We start from the raw sequence: 16,494 nt of genomic DNA on the forward strand, positions 1-16,494 counted from the left end.
CTCCGATTACACCGGTTTAACTGGTGTCCAGTGTTACACTGCTCCTGTGGAGAGCGCAAGCGCGATGGTGCTGACCGGAGGCGACGGTCAGCGGTTCAGGTTCGACGCGGGCACGCTGTGCCTGGAATTCCTGCTCAGCGGGGCGGTGAACCCCTGGGAACGGCTGCACGCGCCCGCCGATCTGGCCGAGTGGATCGCCGTGTCGAGGCTCGGCTTGGACGGGCCCGCGCGGGCGGACGCGGACGAGCTGGCCGACGCCAAACGGCTGCGCGGCGCGATCCTGTCGCTCGCCATGGAGGCGGTGAAGGACGACGCCCCCGGCTTCAAGGTCGCCGGTGTGGCGGAGGTCAGGATCGACGCGGACCCACCGCGGCCGCACACGATCCTGAACGAGCTGGCCGCCGCGCCGCCGCCGGTGCCCGTCATGGGGGCCGGCCGGGTCAGGGAGTGGGCGTACCCGGTGACCGGGTCGCAGTTCCTGTCGGCGGTGGCGCGAGACGCGATCGAGTTGTTTTCCGGCGATCGTGTCGAACGCGTGCGTATGTGCGGCGGCGAGCGCTGCTACCTGCTGTTTCTCGACACCTCACGGCCCGGCGCGCGCCGCTGGTGCTCGATGGATCGCTGTGGAAACCGGCAAAAGCTCCGCACACGCCGTAAGATCATGAAATGAGTGATCTTGTCGGTGTTGTGGGGGCATTGCGCCGCTATCCGGTCAAGTCGATGCTCGGGGAAGACCTCGACACCGGCGAGATCACTGAGCGAGGGCTCTCCGGAGACCGGGTGCGCGCCGTCGTCGACGTTTCCACGGGCAAGGTCGCCAGTGCCAAGAACCCCAGGCTGTGGCGGGACCTGCTCACGCTCGACGGCGTCGCGCCGCCCGGCGACGCCGAGCTGTCCAGGCTGTTCGGCCGCGAGGTACGGCTCGCCGACACCCCGCCCCCGGCGGCCGAACTGGAGCGCTCGATCCCGGAAGAGGTGCTCGAACGGGGCATCGAGCAGGAGGTCGGCCACACCATCACCTACCTGGCCGCCGCCGCGCCCGGGACGTTCTTCGACTTCGCCCCGCTCCACCTCATCACCACCTCGACCGTGCGGCGCATCGGCGAGCTGAGCGCGCGCGGGCACATGGAGGCGGTCCGCTACCGCCCCAACGTCGTGATCGACACGCCCGGCGACGGCTTCCCCGAGAACGCGTGGGCGGGCGCCCGGCTGCGCCTCGGGGCGGCGGAGCTGGAGGTCATCGTGGCCAGCCCGCGCTGCGCCGTACCCACGCTCGCGCACGGCGGGCTGCCGCGCGACACCGACGCGCTGCGCACGGTGGCCCGCCACAACCGCGTCGAGGTCTTCGACATGGGCGCGCAGCCGTGCGCCGGGGTCTACGCCCGGGTCCTGCGGCCCGGCGACGTGCGGGTGGGAGACGAGGTACGGCTCACGCCGGCGCGGTGAGGTACTTGTCCAGGTCGTCCAGGATGCCGTTGGCCGCCCTGACCCCGATGCCGAGCATCCAGACCTCGTCGTCCACCGCGTGGGCGTGGCCGGAGGTGACCGCCTTGAGCTTCTTCCACAGCGGCCCGCCGGTGACCTCGGCCTGCGACGCGGCGGCGGCCTCGCCGTAGGCGCTGTAGAAGAGGGCGTCGGCGTCGGCCTGGGCGATGTTCTCCTGGCTCAGCTTGCCGAACCGCTTGTCCTCCTGGCCGGCGAGCATCTGGACCTCGGGGCGGCCGACTCCGGCGTCGCCGACGACGATGCCGCTGAAGGACTCGGGGCCGTACATGCGGATCTCGGTGGGCATGAAGCGCACGATGCTCAGCTTGAGCTCGGCGAACTTCCGTCCGACCGTCTTGGCGCGCGTCTCGTAGTCCGACAGGAGCTTGGCCGCCTCGGCGGGCTTGCCGAGCGCCTCGGCGTCGAGCGTGAAGTTCTCCTTCCAGGTCACGCCGACCTTCTCGGTGAAGACCGTCGGGGCGATCTTGCTGAGCTTGTCGTAGAAGGCGGCCTGGCGGAACTTGGTGCCGAGGATGAGGTCCGGCTTCAGCGCGATGATCGCCTCCAGATTGGGCTGCTGGAGGGTGCCGACGGACTTGGTGTCCTTGAGCGCGTCGCCGAGGTAGGCGGGCCACTTCTGGTTCTCGGCCGCCTGGGCCGCGCCGACGGGGGCGAGGCCCAGGGAGACCATGGTGTCGAGCTTGTCCGTGTCGAGGACCACGACGCGCTTGGGCGTCTCGGGGACCTTGGTCTCGCCCATGGCGTGCTTGACCGTACGGGTGGAGCCGGTGCCCTGGGCCGGGTCCGCGGAGCTTCCGCAGGCGGCGAGGGCGAGGACGGGCAGCAGTGCGGCGATCGCCACGGGCAGGCGCATGGGATTCCTTGGTCAATTAGGTTAGGCGACCCTAAGTGTAGTGACGCTGACATAGTCCACCAGCATCGGCCTGCCGGGGACGGTCGCCGCGTTGGGCGGGCCGGGCAGTCCGCCGCCGACCGCCACGTTGAGTATCACGAAGAAGGCCCGCGGCAGGCTCCTGTCCAAGGTGAAGTACGGCCGGCCGTCCAGCAGCCAGGTCGTGGACTTCTCGGTCACCTCGACCGCGTAGGTGTGGAAGGAGCCGTGGCAGCCGGGACAGGGCTGCTCGGGCGTGACCAGGCCCTTCGGCTCCTGGCACGGGCCGCCCGGCATGGTGCCGCAGTGCATGGCGCCGGTGACAGAAGGCCGGCCGTTCACCGCCTCCATGATGTCGATCTCGCCCACGGCCGGCCAGCCGGTCTCCCCGCCCAGCATCCAGAACGCCGGCCAGTACCCCGCGCCGTCGGCGGGCGAGACGGCGGGCAGCGCGAGGCGGGCCTCCACCCGCAGCGTGCCGCCGGGCGGGACGGCGAAGTCGGCACGCTGGGTCCTGACCCGGCCGGAGGTCCACCGGCCGCCCTCCAGCCGAGGGGTGATGGCCAGGTGGCCCTTGCCGTCGAGGGCGACGTTGGCGGGGGAGGCGGTCATCGTCTCGATCTCGCCGGTGCCCCAGCGTTCCGGCGGGCCGGTCTCGTGCCGCCAGCGCCCGGCGTCGAGCGTGGCGCCGTCGAAGTCGTCGCGGAAGACCTCCCGCCGGTCCGTGCCGCCACCGCACGCGGCGAGGACACAGACCAGCAGGAGGGAGATGAGGATTCTCATCGAGAACCTCCGAGGAGGCGGAGCCGGGGACGTGTAATGTCCTCACCAGGCCGTGGCACGGGAACACATACTCGATAGTCGCCTGTCTGCACGATAGTCTGTGCGGTGTGGCGCGGATCGTGAAGCGGGCTTACAAGTACCGCTTCTACCCGACGTCCGGACAGGCCGACGAGCTGGCTCGGACGTTCGGTTGTGTGCGTCTGGTCTATAACAAGGCTCTGGAAGAGCGGACCCGTGCCTATGCGGAGGGGCGTCGCGTCTCCTATGGGGAGTCGTCCGCCCTGCTGACCGAGTGGAAACGTAGTGATGCGTTCGGTTTCCTGTCGGAGGTGTCGTCGGTTCCGCTGCAGCAGGCGCTGCGCCACTTGCAGGCGGCGTTCGCGAACTTCTTCGCCAAACGCGCTAAGCATCCGGTGTTCAAGAGCAAGAAGAAGGTGCGGGCATCGGCTGAATACACCCGGTCGGCGTTCCGCTGGCGTGCGGGCCGGTTGACGTTGGCGAAGATGGACGCGCCACTGGCGATTGTGTGGTCGCGTCCTTTGCCGGAGGGTGCGGAGCCGTCCACGGTGACGGTGAGCAGGGACGCGGCGGGACGTTGGTTCGTGTCGATCCTGGTTGAGGAGGAGATCAGCGCGCTGCAGCCGGTCGCGGCGGCTGTAGGGGTTGACGCCGGGATCGCGGCGCTGGCCACTCTGTCCACCGGTGAGAAGATCGTCAACCCGGGTCACGAGCGGCGGGAGCGGCGCAGGCTGGCCGGGGCGCAGCGCGCGCTGGCCCGCAAAGCCAAGGGTTCGGCGAATCGGGGCAAGGCACGGCTGCGCTTGGCCAGGGTGTATGCCCGGATCGCCGACCGGAGAAGGGACTATCTGCACAAGGTCACGACACGGCTGGTTCGCGAGAATCAAGCGGTCACGGTGGAGGACCTGACGGTGCGCAACCTGGTCAAGAACGGCAAGCTGGCGCGTGCCATCAGTGACGCCTCGTGGCGGGAACTGCGCTCGATGCTGGAGTACAAGGCGCAGTGGTATGGGCGCACGCTGATGGTGGTGGATCGCTGGTTTCCCTCCTCCAAGCTGTGCTCGGCGTGCGGCACCCGGCAAGAGGCGATGCCGCTGAGCGTCCGGGCCTGGGAGTGCGCCTGTGGTGCGGTCCATGACCGGGATGTGAACGCGGCCAAGAACGTGCTCGCCGCCGGGCTGGCGGAGAGCTGAAACGCCTGTGGAGCTGGTGTAAGACCTCAACGAGAATCCTCTCGGACGGGCGACCGGCGGCGAAGCAGGAAGGCCCGCGGGTGACCGTGGGAATCCCCCTCGTTGCGAGGGGGAAGGATGTCAAAGGACCGTCGGGATCAGGTCGAGCTCCTCCAGTTGCTGCTCCAGGCGTGGAGCGAGCCGCTGGACGAGCGTGTTGGTCAGGTGGGAGTCGTCGCGGTAGAGCACGACGCCGTCGAGCGCCGCCGGGCACGTGGGGCCGCTGCCGGGGCAGAGCAGGTCGCTGACGTCCAGCGTCCACAGGCCCGGCCTCTTGCCCGCCGCGAGGGGGTCCGGCGCGAGCCCGCGAGAGCGGGGGAAGGCGCAGGACGCGGCGGGCTTGCCGGACAGGCACGCCGGCACGTCGATGCCGGGCAGCGGCGTGTCACGCAGGTACACCAGCGGCGCCCCCAGCCGCGACAACCGCTCCAGCGTGGGCCGCCAGCCCTTCAGCGTGGCCTTCGCGTCGGCGTAGGCCGACAGCGAGGCCAGCAGGATGAGCCGCGGCGGCGTCTCGCCCTCCAGCCTGGTCAGGGTGTTCTCGCGCCACTGGTCGCACTCGCGGTACTCCCTGCCCAGGCGCGGATCCACGATCTTCAGCGCGGCCGGCGGGCACCCCGGCTTGGTCAGTACCTCCAGCGTCCAGCCGCGCCGGTGCGCCACCCGCCGCGCCATCGTGAACCACTGCCCGGCGTGCGAGTCGCCGAGCAGCACGACGCGGTCGTTGCCGGGCACCGCCCCCGCGCGCCCGGACCCGCTGGGCGTGAACAGGCACGGCGGGCTCGTGGTCGCCGTCAGCGCCACCTCACACCCCTCCGAGGGCGGATAGTCGGTACGCGCCGCCGCCGCGTCGAGGGTCGGCGCCGTCTCGACCACCGCGGTGGCCACCTCGGCACGCGGCACGCTCGCCCCGCCCAGCAGCAGCGCGGCCGTCACCGGGACCGTCATCGCCGCCGTGCCCACCGCCAGCCCGCGCCGCGGCAGCTCGGCCACGACCTTGGAGAAGCGCACCGGCCGCTCCACCAGCCGCATCGTCAGCCAGGCGGGCAGCGCGGCGCCGATCACCAGAGCGAGCTTGACCGGCCACGACCGCCCGTCGCCGAACAACACGACGACCGGCCAGTGCCACAGGTACCAGGCGAACGACAGCCGCCCCACCGCCCCCATCCAGCCGTGGCTCAGCAGCGCCGAGACCGGCGAGCGGAAAAGGATCAGCGCCGCCGTCCCCAGCGTGGGAACGAGGGCCTGCAGTCCTGGATAGCCGCTCTCGTCGAGCGTCAGGGACCAGGCCAGCGCCGCGGCTCCCGCCGTACCCAGGAGTGCGGCCAGGAGACGGGGCGTACGGGAGAGGTACGGCAGAGCCAGCGCGGCCAGCGCCCCCACCCCGAACTGCCAGGCCCGCGCCGGCGAGGCCAGATAGGCGGCGGGCCCGTCCCAGGACAGCGACAGCGCGAACGACCCGGCCGTGACCAGCACCGCGGCGGCGGCCACGGCCCGGCGTCCGGCCAGCCAGAACGCGGCCAGCAGCAAGGGCGCCCACACCAGGTAGAACTGTTCCTCCACCGCGAGTGACCAGAAGTGCAGCAGCGGGCTCGGGTCGCGGTCGGCGGCCAGGTAGTCGGTCTCCTGGGCGATGAAGCGCCAGTTGGCCACGTAGAGGGCGGCGGTGAAGACGTCGGCGGCCACGTCGGCGGCGCGCAGCGGTGGCAGCAGCAGCCAGGCCGCCAGCGCGCTCGCCACCAGGACCGTGCCCGCGGCCGGAAGGATGCGGCGGGCCCGGCGGGCGTAGAAGTCGGCGAGGGAGAAGGTCCCCGCGGCCAGGTCGCGCACGATCAGGCCGGTGATCAGGAAGCCGGAGATGACGAAGAAGACGTCGACGCCGACGAACCCGCCGCCCAGGCCGGGTACGGAGGCGTGGAAGGCCAGGACGAACAGGACGGCGACCGCGCGCAGGCCGTCGACGTCCTTGCGGTGCCCGGTCACGGGATCACGGGAGGCAGGACGGCCCAGCCCGTGGCCAGCACGATGGCCAGGACCAGCAGGGTGGTGATGGCCAGTGTCTCCGGCCAGCGCTGACGGTGGTTCATCGGGAGAACCTCCACAGGTCGCGGATCAGCGGCAGGGCGATGTAGGTGCTCGCGGCGGCGAACAAAGTCAGCGCCCAGTAGTGGTGCCAGCCGTAGGCGGGGGCGCGCCAGGCGATGCCCGCCCAGACCGCGAGCGTGGTTCCGCTCAGCCAGACGAGGGCCAGGCGGGTGATGGTGACCACCAGGCGCGAGCGCCTGGCTCCGCCGCCGCCGCTGGGCACCCAGGCCGACACCCGGTTGCGCAGGGCGTGGCCGATGGCGAACAGGTGGCAGTAGGAGTAGAGCGTCTGGGCGCGGATGACCTCGAAGCGGTAGCGGCCGACCGAGGTCGCGGGCAGCAGCACCAGCGCCACCCACAGCGGGCCGACGAACGGGATCATGTGCCAGGCGCGCACGTCCTGCGGGTAGGCGTAGAGCATGATCAGGCCGGGCAGCGGGATGGCGGCGATGTTGAGCGCCGAGACGAAGTAGGACAGGAAGCCGCTCCAGTAGGAGAGGCGCACCCGCCAGCCCATCGGCGTGCGGTGGAAGCCGCGGCTGAACAGCAGGCTCAGGCAGCCCATGGCCCAGCGGTACTGCTGCGCCACGTACGAGCCGACGTTGTCCGGCGACAGGCCCTTGGCCAGCAGGACCGGCACGTACTTGGTGCGCAGGCCGTGCTTCATGAGCGCGACGCTGGTGTAGATGTCCTCGCTGTGGTCGATCCTGGGGAAGCCGCCGATGCGGTCGAGGGCGGTGCGGCGGTAGACGACGTTGGTGCCCACGCAGATGGCGCCGCCGTCGGCGTCGCGGCTCGGCTGCAGCCACCGGTAGAACATCTCCTGGGAGGCGGCGGCGGTCCGCTGGATCCACGGCATGCCCTGGTCGGTGTCGAAGAACTGCGGCGACTGGGCGATGGCGATCTGCGGGTCCTCCAGGTAGGGGACCAGGTGGTGCAGGAAGTCGGGGCGCGGGACGAAGTCGGCGTCGAAGACCGCCACGACCTCGTTGCCGGTCAGGGACAGGCCGTGGTTGAGGTTTCCGGCCTTCTTCAGGTGGCCGCGGTCGGGGCGGACGGTGTGGGCGAAGCCGTACGAGCGGGCCAGGTCGGCCACCTCGGGACGGTCGGCGTCGTCCAGGACCGTGACGGTGAGTGGAGCGTTCCAGTCAAGGCGGGCCACGTGGGCGAAGGTGTTGTCCAGCACCTCCAGCGGTTCGTCCATGGTCGGCAGCAGCACGTCCACGCCGGGCGGCCGGGCCGGGCGCCAGCCCTTGGTCAGGAGCAGGTGCGACTCCCAGGTGGTGGTGCGCTGGCGCTGGCCGTCGACGTAGGAGAGCAGCCAGCCCGCCAGGTTGACCACGAGCGCGGCCAGGAAGGGCAGCAGGATCGGGTGGCGCAAGGAGAAGAGGAATAATGTTCCGGCGGTAAAGGTCAGACTCAAAGGTACGGCCAGCAGAACCCACCGGCGCTGCGGGCCAAAATAGAGTGAAATTTCGGTGTCCGTTGGCGGGACGGGAAGAAAATCGTGCTGTGGCCGGGCCGTAGGCGCGAGCAAGGTCGCGGACATGGCGAACACCCCCCGTTCATCAGGCATCTTGCCTTCTACTGTAAACAAACCTATCTAAACAGCGGTGAACGCCGCCTTAAGCGTCAGGGGCGGATGGGCCGTCGAAGCAGGGAAAGTCGCGTGGTGTCCGAATTTAATGTGATGGACCTCACGGGAGATTGTCCATAATTAAAGTAGGTTTTGGCCTAGCGCCCGCTTGGGCGTACGCCCCTCCGGCCCCAAACGCGGGCTGTGCGGAGACCGAAACAAGGGCGAAACACCACGGCGTGGAGATTCACGCACGTGAAACACACCTGGTCGAGCCGCGAAACCCCGCAGGGCGACAGTTCCGGTCAGTCGCCAATGTGTAAGGAGGTCGCGTCGATGATCGATAGCGGCACTACCGCCTGGATGCTGGTGTGCACCGCTCTGGTGCTGCTGATGACTCCGGGCCTCGCGTTCTTCTACGGGGGCATGACCAGGGCCAAGAGCGTCCTCAACATGATGATGATGTCGTTCGTCAGCATCATCGTGGTGACCGTCGCCTGGGTGCTCTACGGCTACTCGCTCGCCTTCGACACCGCCGGAGACGGCACCGGGTTCATCAACAAGATCGTCGGCGGCCTCGACTACATCGGGCTCAGCGGCGTCTACAACGCGGTCTACGAGAACCTCATCGTGGCGGGAGGCAACGTCACGCCCGAGGCCGCGGCGGCCGACAACTTCCCGCTGATGGTCTTCTCCGCCTTCCAGCTCACCTTCGCCATCATCACCGTCGCGCTGATCAGCGGGGCCATCGCCGACCGGGCCAAGTTCGGCGCCTGGGTGCTCTTCTCCCTGGTGTGGGCCACGGTCGTGTACTTCCCCGTCGCGCACTGGGTGTGGGGCGGCGGCTGGCTGGGCCAGCTCGGCATCGAGGACTTCGCCGGCGGCACCGTGGTCCACATCAACGCGGGCGCCGCGGCCCTCGCGCTGGCCCTGGTGCTGGGCAAGCGCTCCGGCTGGCGTAAGGAGCCGATGCGGCCGCACAACCTGACGCTCGTGCTGCTCGGCACCGGCCTGCTGTGGTTCGGCTGGTTCGGGTTCAACGCCGGCTCGGAGCTGGCCCCCGACCAGACCGCCGGCCTCGCCTTCATGAACACGCAGGTCGCCACCGCCGTCGCGGCGGGTGCCTGGCTCATCGTGGAGAAGCTGCGCGACGGCCACGCCACCACGCTGGGCGCCGCCTCCGGCGCGGTCGCCGGTCTGGTCGCCATCACCCCGGCCTGCGGGTTCGTGGACCCCTGGGCGGCCGTGGTCATCGGCCTGCTTGCCGGTGTCGGCTGCTGCTACGCGGTGGGCCTGAAGTACAAGGCGGGCTTCGACGACTCGCTCGACGTCGTCGGCGTGCACCTGGTCGGCGGCGTGATCGGCGCGGTCGCGCTGGGCTTCGTGGCCGCCTACCCGTTCCTGCCCGGCCAGAACAAGGGCATCCTGATCGAGGGCGGGCAGCTCAGCCAGCTCGGGCTGCAGGTGCTCGGCCCGGTCGTGGTGGGTCTCTACTCGTTCGTGCTCTCATGGGTGATCGGAAAGATCATCGACAAGACCATGGGCTTCCGGATCTCCCAGGAGGCCGAGGTCGCCGGCGTCGACGTCACCACGCACGCCGAGACCGGCTACGACCTCGGCAGCGTGCACGCCTCCGGCGTGGTCTCCTCCAACGGCCCGGTCCCTGCCACGAAGAAGGTGGACGCATGAGGCTCATCACCGCCGTCATCAAGCCGTTCAAGCTCGACGACGTGAAGGCCGCGCTCGAGCAGTTCGGCATCAAGGGCATGACGGTCAGCGAGGCCAGCGGGTACGGCAGGCAGCGCGGCCACACCGAGGTCTACCGGGGCGCCGAGTACCAGGTGGACCTGGTCCCGAAGGTCCGCGTGGAGGTGCTGGCCGAGGAGGACGACGCCGAGGACGTGATCGACGTCATCGTCAAGGCCGCCCAGACCGGCAAGATCGGCGACGGCAAGGTCTGGTCCGTCCCGGTGGACACGGTCATCCGGGTACGCACGGGAGAGCGGGGCCCCGAGGCGCTGTGAGCTCGCCGGGAAACCATGGAGGTGTCGTGAGGGGACAGGCGCGCTCCTTCGCCGCGGCCCGCGGTTCGCGGGCCGCCGACACCGACCGCTGGCTCAAGGATCTCTTCCGTACGGCCGGCGACGGCGCGGGCACGGCGCTGATGGCGGTCGGCAGCCTGGGGCGGCGCGAGCTGGCCCCGGGCAGCGACCTGGACCTGGTCCTGCTGCACGAGGGCCGCGACGACATCGCCGCGATCGCCGACCGTGTCTGGTACCCGGTGTGGGACTCGGGCGTCGGGCTCGACCACTCCGTGCGTACCGTCGACGAGGCCGTGCGCGTGGCCCGCGACGACCTCAAGGCCGTGCTCGGGCTGATCCAGGCCAGGCACGTGGCGGGCGACCCCGAGCTGACCAAGAAGGCCAGGGAGGCGGTGCTGGCCGAGTGGCGCGCCGACTCGCGCCGCCGCCTGGCCGAACTGCGCGTGGCGGTCGACCGGCGGGCCGAGAGCAGCGGCGAGGTCGCCTTCCTGCTCGAACCCGATCTCAAGGACGGCCGCGGCGGGCTGCGCGACCTGCAGGCGATGCAGGCGGTCGCGGCGGCCTGGGTCGCCTCCGCGCCGGGGCCGAGGGCGCGCGAGGCCTACGAGTTCATCCTGGACGTGCGCCACGCGCTGCACGTCGTCACGGGGCGCGGCGCCGACCGGCTGGTCCTTCAGGAGCAGGACGCGGTGGCGGGGCTGCTGGGCCTGCTGGACGCGGAGGCGCTGATGCGCCGGCTCGCGGAGGCGGGCCGTACGATCGCGCACGCCTTCGACGTGACCTGGCGGGCGGTCGACCGGCTGGTGTCGGGGCCGAGCCCGCGAGGACGCCGCCCGCTGGCCGACGGCGTGGTCGAGCACGGGGGTGAGGTCGTGCTGGCGCGCGGCGCCGATCCGCGCAAGGACCCGGTGCTGGTGCTGCGCGCGGCCGCGGCCGCGGCCGAGTCGGGGCTGCCGCTGGCGCCCGCGACGGTCAGCGTGCTGGCGGCGCAGTCGGCGCCGATGCCGGTCCCGTGGCCGGAGGAGGCGCGCGACGCGCTGGTCGCGGTGCTCGGCGCCGGACGGGCCGCGGTGCCGGTGTGGGAGGAGCTTGACCAGGCGGGCGTCCTGGTCAAGCTGCTGCCCGACTGGGAACGCGTGCGGCATCGCCCGCAGCGCAACCCCATCCATCGCTTCACCGTCGACCGCCACCTGGTCGAGACGGCGGCCAACGCCGCCGCGCACACCCGGGAGGTCTCCCGCCCCGACCTCCTGCTGATCTCCGCGCTGCTGCACGACATCGGCAAGGGCTGGCCGGGCGACCACTCCGCCACGGGCGAGGTCGTGGTCCGCGACATCGGCGCCAGGATCGGGCTGCCCGCGCGCGACGTGGAGATCCTCGCCACCGTCGTACGCCACCACCTGCTGCTGCCCGAGACCGCCACCCGCCGCGACCTGGACGACCCGGTCACGATCGAGAAGGTCGCCGGGACCGTGGGCTCGCGCGAGGTGCTGGACCTGCTGGCCGCGCTGGCCGGCGCGGACGGCCACGCCACCGGGCCCGCCGCGTGGAACTCCTGGAAGGCCGGGCTGGTCGCCGACCTCGTGCGCAGGGTGCGTTCCGCGCTTTCCGGCTCGCCGCCGCCCCAGCCGCCGAGCCTGTCGGAGGCGCAGGTGGCGCTGGCCCGGCACGGTGGCGGGGCCGTACGCGTGCACGGGGGAGCGGTCACCGTCGTCGCCCCCGACCGGCCAGGACTGCTGTGGAGCGCCGCGGGCGTGCTCGCCGCGCACCGGCTCGTGGTGCGTTCGGCCTCCTCAGCGGCCGCGGGCGCCACGGCCGTGATCGAGTTCGCGGTCATTCCCGAGTACGGCTCGCCGCCGGATCCCGCGACGCTCGAAGCCGATCTCCGTCTCGTCCTTGCTGGGCGTCTTGACATTGAGCAACGTCTGGCCCGCCGTACCCGGTCGGTGAGACCCGCTCGCGTACCGGTCGCTCCACCCCGCGTGACGTTGGTGGACGACGCCTCGGCGACGGCCACCGTCGTGGAAGTCAGAGCCCATGACAGGCCAGGGCTTCTGTGGCGGATTGGCAGGGCTTTCGGGGAATGTGGGCTTGACGTACGCGCCGCCCGAGTGGAGACTCTCGGCGCGGAGGCGGTGGACGTCTTCTATGTGGTAGACCGTGCCGGGCGCCCCCTCAGCGACGGTGCGCAGAGGACGCAAGTCCGCGATCTCGTGCTTGCAGCACTGCGGTAACCAACAACACACATTCTGCGGTCACATTTGTAACGATTGTGTCCGTTTTGCCTGGTACGTGAGTTGCTGCGGATACTTTGTGGACGGTTTACGACCCGTTGAAGACGGGATGATTGAGGGGTAACGAAAGCAGTGACTACGGGGAGTTCCGAGAGCGGCCTCGCCGCGAGGCGGGACCGCGCGAGGCGGTCGCTGCCTAAGTTCAGCCTGCGCAACTGGCGTGTGAGATGGCGTCTGACGGCGCTCATCCTCGTGCCCACGGTGGCCGGCGTGGTTCTCGCGGGCGCCCGGGTCGTCACCTCCGTCGAAAGTGTCAACGTCTACGACCGCGCCGCCGCGGCCGCCGAGCAGAGCGGGCGCATCCGCGACCTCGTGCAGACTGTCGGTCTGGAGCGTGACACCGGGACGTGGATGTACACCGCGGGGGCCGCGGGCAGAGAGCTCAAGGGCGCCTTCACCGCCCGCCAGAAAGAAGTCAACGACCAGGTCAAGGCCCTGCAGGACGACCTGACCGCCATGGCCGACTTCGGTCCCCGCGTCGAGCACGCCGTCATGATGGTGCGGACCTCGCTCAACCTGACCAAGATCCGCGCGGACAAGGTCCCGACCGCCTACCGCGGCCTCACCGACTCCCTGCTGAGCCTGCACGACGAGCTGAGCCTGCTGACGCAGGACGCCGCGACGATCGGCTACCACCGCGGCCTCAGCGCGCTCGCGCGGGCCAAGGAGGAGATCTCCCAGCAGCGCTACCAGCTGCTCATCGGCTACTACCGCTACCGCTCGGTCGACGCGCAGGAAGCCCAGCGCTTCATCGCCTCCCACTCCCGCCAGCTTGAGGCCCAGGCCGACTTCGGCGCAGAGGCCGGCGTCGAGTTCGGCATGAAGCTGCGCAACGCGCTTCCGCCCACCGAGTACTACGGCACCGAGCTGACCAAGGCTCGCGCGATCGTGCTCGCGGGAAACAAGGAAGCCGGAGCGGTCTTCAGCAACCACCTCATCGAGGACCCCAACGTCTGGTTCGACGACAACAGCAAGGTCATCGACGCCATGGGCGGCGTCGAGAACGAGGTCGCCCAGCGGCTCGCGGCCCGCGTGCTGGAGCTGAAGAACGCCGAGGTGCGCAGCGCGGTCGTCGCCGGCGTCGCCATCCTGCTGCTGCTCGTGGCCGTGCTGCTGTTCACCGTCGTCATCGCCCGCTCGATGGTCTCGCCGCTGCGGCGGCTGCGCACCGAGGCGCTCGACATCGCCGGCTTCCGCCTGCCCGACGTGGTGCGCAAGCTGCGTATCACCGGTGACACCTCCGCGGGCGCGGTGCGGCCCATCGACATCGAGGGCCAGGACGAGATCGGCGAGGTCGCCAAGGCCTTCGACGAGGTCCACCGCCAGGCCGTACGGCTGGCCGGCGAGGAAGCCGAGCTCCGCAGCAACATCAGCGCGATGTTCGTCAACCTCTCGCGCCGCACCCAGACGCTGGTCGAGCGGCAGATCTCGCTGATCGACGGCCTGGAGAAGGGCGAGCAGGACGGCGGCCGCCTGGCCGACCTGTTCAAGCTCGACCACCTGGCCACCCGCATGCGCCGCAACTCCGAGAACCTCCTGGTCCTCGCCGGCCACGAGCCCACCCGCCGGCGCAGCCAGCCCGCCAAGCTCGTCGACGTCGTGCGCGCCGCGCTGTCGGAGGTCGAGGACTACGAGCGGGTGCAGGTCAAGGTGCACCGTTCCACCTCCGTGGTGGGCAGCGCCGCCAACGACCTCGTCCACCTCGTCGCCGAGCTGGTCGAGAACGCGATCCAGTTCTCGCCGAAGAACAGCCACGTGATCGTCTCCAGCAGCGTCATCGAGGGCGGCGGCGCGCTGCTTTCGGTGAGCGACGCCGGCATCAGCATGACCGAGGACGAGATGGGCGAGGCCAACCGGCGCCTGGCCGAGCCGCCGGTCGTGGACGTGTCGGTCTCGCGGCGGATGGGCCTGTTCGTGGTCGGCCGCCTGGCGCTGCGCCACGGCATCCGCGTGCAGTTGCGCAAGGGCGAGGGCGCCGGCCTGATCGCCATGGTGCTGCTGCCGCCCACGCTGATCCCCGACGGCTCGCAGCCGCAGCCCAACGCCCAGCGGCCCGCCTTCGGCGGCGGCACCGCGGCCACGCCCGCCTTCGGCGCGCCCGCGCAGAGCTTCAACTCCTTCGGCAGCTACGAGTCGCAGGACCTTACGGCCTCGCGCGGACGGCTGACCGGCTTCACCGCCGACACCGACGGCGGCGCCTTCCGGCAGGACAGCGGGACCTTCCCGTCGTTCCCGAGCGGCCCGCAGCAGCCCCAGCCGCCGCAGCGCCGCCAGGAGCACCCGTCGTTCCCGAGCGTGGAGCAGCCCGCCTATCCCAGCGCGGAGCACGCCTTCCCGAGCGTGGAGCAACCGGCGTTCCCCAGCGTCGAGCAGCCCGCGTACCCGAGTGTGGAGCAGCCCTCCTACCCGAGCGCCGAAAAGCCCTCCTACCCGAGCGCCGAGCAGCCCGCGTATCCCAGCGTCGAGCAGCCGTCCTACCCCAGCGCGGACTCCGGGCCGCTGCCGACGCGGGGTCCCGTCGACCAGCCCGCCCCGGCCAGGGAGAACACGGGGGCCTTCCCCGTCTCCCAGCCCACCGCCGAGGTACGGCCCGCCTACCCGCCCTCCACCGGCGCCTTCCCGTCACAGACGCCGGTGCCGCCGGCCGGTGGCGGATACCCGACGCCGCCGGCCAGCCGGCCACCGATGCGGCAGCAGTTCGCGACGCCGGAGCCGGTCCGCGAGCACTGGCGCAGGGACGTGCCGTCGGTGGACGTCTCCCCGATGGAGCCCGAGCAGGAGGAGTTCCTGCCGATCTTCGCCTCCGTCGAGTCGGCCTGGTTCCGCCGGCCGCAGGGAGAGCAGGCGCCGAGGGAGCAGGCACCGGGTACCCAGACGCCGGGGAGCCAGGCGCAGGGGACTCAGGCGCAGGGTGAGCGGGCGCCGGAGGCTCAGGAGTTGCCCAGGAGGGATGAGGCCGCACCCCCGCAGGCCGTACCCTCTGGGGAGGAAACGTGGCGAACCCCCGCCGACGCCGGATGGCGTGCGGCGGCGGCCGCCAGCGACCCCAGTCTCGGCGGACTCACCTCCGCCGGTCTGCCCAAGCGCACGCCCAAGGCCAACCTGGTGCCGGGCACGGCGGGCCAGCAGGCCCAGCCGCTGTCCCCGATGCCGCCGGTGTCCGCGGATCGTATCCGCAGCCGGATGGCCAGCTACCAGCAGGGTGTGCGCCGCGGTCGTGCGGAAGTACGTGAACAGGAGGAACAAGAGTGAGCGAGCGTCCTGCCGCTAGGGAGGTAGCGTGACTACCCTTAGCCACGAGGCGCACCGGTTCGACTGGCTGATCACCGACTTCGTGAGGAACACTCCCGGGGTCGCGCACGCCGTCGTCGTCTCCGCCGATGGGCTGTGCCTGGCCAGCTCAGAAGGCTTCCCGCCGGACCGCGCCGATCAGCTCGCCGCCGTGTCCGCCGGGCTGCTCAGCCTGACGGTGGGCGCCTCCCGGGTCTTCGAGGGCGGCGCCGTCACCCAGACGGTCGTGGAGATGCAGCGCGGACTTCTGCTGGTCATGGCGATCAGCGACGGTTCCGTGCTCACCGTGCTGGCCGCCCCCGACTGCGACATGGGGTTGGTGGCCTACCAGATGACGCTGCTCGTCGACCGCGCCGGCCAGGCACTCACGCCGTCCCTGCGCGCGGAACTCCAGGCAGCCAGGACGCGGTGATGCGATGAAATCGATGGGACAGGCCCGTGTATGGCAGTGACGGGGACGACGAGCCCCTGTTCCGCCCTTACGCGGTAACCGGCGGTCGCTCCGAACCGCGCTACCACCTGGCCATGGAGACCCTGGTGTCCTCCATGTCGATCCCTGATGACGAGTTGTCCCTGCTCACGCCCGAGCAGGATGCGATCATGCAACTCTGCCGCACCTTCCGGTCGGTCGCCGAGATCTCGGCCCTGCTCCGGGTTCCGCTCGGTGTGGCGCGCGTGCTGGTGGCGGACATGTCCGACGAAGGACTCGTCCGCCTCCACCAGCCACGTCTCGCCCAGGGACAGCCAGACCTCAACATGCTCGAAAGGGTGCTCAGTGGCCTACGACGCCTATGAA

The 16,494-nt window shown here is 70.8% G+C and carries 12 protein-coding genes and 1 pseudogene; 9 read left to right on the top strand and 4 right to left on the bottom strand.

Going from position 1 to position 16,494, the window contains the following annotated elements:
• Window positions 1-46 precede the first annotated feature (46 nt).
• Window positions 47-670 carry a CGNR zinc finger domain-containing protein gene (locus ACFWYW_RS02660; RefSeq protein WP_379609288.1) on the top strand — a complete coding sequence of 208 codons (624 nt, stop codon included), beginning with the start codon at window positions 47-49 and terminating at the stop codon, window positions 668-670.
• Complete coding sequence (locus ACFWYW_RS02665) at window positions 667-1,446, top strand: MOSC domain-containing protein (RefSeq protein WP_379609289.1); 780 nt, start codon at window positions 667-669, stop codon at window positions 1,444-1,446. The genes ACFWYW_RS02660 and ACFWYW_RS02665 overlap by 4 nt, the downstream gene beginning before the upstream one ends.
• On the opposite strand, the gene ACFWYW_RS02670 is transcribed toward ACFWYW_RS02665, so the two are convergent.
• Both ACFWYW_RS02670 and ACFWYW_RS02675 read right to left on the bottom strand, forming a co-directional pair.
• The gene (locus ACFWYW_RS02670) at window positions 1,430-2,359 is read right to left on the bottom strand and encodes an ABC transporter substrate-binding protein (protein WP_379609290.1); all 930 of its coding nucleotides are present in this window, start codon (window positions 2,357-2,359) and stop codon (window positions 1,430-1,432) included. The genes ACFWYW_RS02665 and ACFWYW_RS02670 overlap by 17 nt on opposite strands.
• Before the next feature lie 21 nt (window positions 2,360-2,380).
• Window positions 2,381-3,160: a family 16 glycosylhydrolase gene (locus tag ACFWYW_RS02675; protein ID WP_379609292.1), complete on the bottom strand. Its 780-nt coding sequence runs from the start codon at window positions 3,158-3,160 to the stop codon at window positions 2,381-2,383.
• Window positions 3,161-3,267: 107 nt separating this feature from the next.
• Between ACFWYW_RS02675 and ACFWYW_RS02680 the strand changes: the two are divergent.
• Window positions 3,268-4,457: pseudogene (locus ACFWYW_RS02680) on the top strand (RNA-guided endonuclease InsQ/TnpB family protein); the annotation flags it as partial.
• A gap of 34 nt (window positions 4,458-4,491) precedes the next feature.
• On the opposite strand, the gene ACFWYW_RS02685 reads toward ACFWYW_RS02680, so the two are convergent.
• The gene (locus ACFWYW_RS02685) at window positions 4,492-6,393 is read right to left on the bottom strand and encodes an acyltransferase family protein (protein ID WP_379609294.1); all 1,902 of its coding nucleotides are present in this window, start codon (window positions 6,391-6,393) and stop codon (window positions 4,492-4,494) included.
• Between the two features lie 100 nt (window positions 6,394-6,493).
• A complete protein-coding gene (locus ACFWYW_RS02690) occupies window positions 6,494-7,876 on the bottom strand; it encodes a glycosyltransferase family 2 protein (RefSeq protein WP_379609296.1) in 1,383 nt (460 codons plus the stop codon).
• Between the two features lie 531 nt (window positions 7,877-8,407).
• On the opposite strand from ACFWYW_RS02690, the gene ACFWYW_RS02695 reads away from it, so the two are divergent.
• The 6 genes from ACFWYW_RS02695 (at window position 8,408) to ACFWYW_RS02720 (ending at window position 16,493) form a co-directional block, all read left to right on the top strand.
• Window positions 8,408-9,760 carry an ammonium transporter gene (locus ACFWYW_RS02695; RefSeq protein ID WP_379609297.1) on the top strand — a complete coding sequence of 451 codons (1,353 nt, stop codon included), beginning with the start codon at window positions 8,408-8,410 and terminating at the stop codon, window positions 9,758-9,760.
• Entirely contained in the window at window positions 9,757-10,095 is a 339-nt protein-coding gene (locus ACFWYW_RS02700) for a P-II family nitrogen regulator (protein WP_157250041.1), read from the top strand. Before ACFWYW_RS02695 ends, ACFWYW_RS02700 begins: the two co-directional genes overlap by 4 nt.
• Before the next feature lie 26 nt (window positions 10,096-10,121).
• A complete protein-coding gene (locus ACFWYW_RS02705) occupies window positions 10,122-12,347 on the top strand; it encodes a [protein-PII] uridylyltransferase (RefSeq protein ID WP_379640888.1) in 2,226 nt (741 codons plus the stop codon).
• A gap of 222 nt (window positions 12,348-12,569) precedes the next feature.
• Window positions 12,570-15,659, top strand: a complete 3,090-nt coding sequence (locus ACFWYW_RS02710; RefSeq protein WP_379620265.1) for a nitrate- and nitrite sensing domain-containing protein — start codon at window positions 12,570-12,572, stop codon at window positions 15,657-15,659.
• 28 nt (window positions 15,660-15,687) lie between these two features.
• Window positions 15,688-16,110 (top strand): roadblock/LC7 domain-containing protein, encoded by a 423-nt coding sequence (locus ACFWYW_RS02715; RefSeq protein WP_184965631.1) that lies wholly within the window; start codon window positions 15,688-15,690, stop codon window positions 16,108-16,110.
• 26 nt (window positions 16,111-16,136) lie between these two features.
• A complete protein-coding gene (locus tag ACFWYW_RS02720) occupies window positions 16,137-16,493 on the top strand; it encodes a DUF742 domain-containing protein (RefSeq protein ID WP_184965629.1) in 357 nt (118 codons plus the stop codon).
• The last annotated feature ends 1 nt before the right edge of the window (window position 16,494 follow it).

Origin of the sequence: Nonomuraea sp. NPDC059023 (assembly GCF_042740095.1) — a bacterium.
Lineage (GTDB): Bacteria > Actinomycetota > Actinomycetes > Streptosporangiales > Streptosporangiaceae > Nonomuraea.

Coding starts and splice junctions, on each gene's coding strand:
- ACFWYW_RS02665 (WP_379609289.1), top strand. CDS start 667: ATGAGTGATCTTGTCGGTGTTGTGGGGGCATTGCGCCGCTATCCGGTC.
- ACFWYW_RS02670 (WP_379609290.1), bottom strand. CDS start 2,359: ATGCGCCTGCCCGTGGCGATCGCCGCACTGCTGCCCGTCCTCGCCCTC.
- ACFWYW_RS02675 (WP_379609292.1), bottom strand. CDS start 3,160: ATGAGAATCCTCATCTCCCTCCTGCTGGTCTGTGTCCTCGCCGCGTGC.
- ACFWYW_RS02695 (WP_379609297.1), top strand. CDS start 8,408: ATGATCGATAGCGGCACTACCGCCTGGATGCTGGTGTGCACCGCTCTG.
- ACFWYW_RS02700 (WP_157250041.1), top strand. CDS start 9,757: ATGAGGCTCATCACCGCCGTCATCAAGCCGTTCAAGCTCGACGACGTG.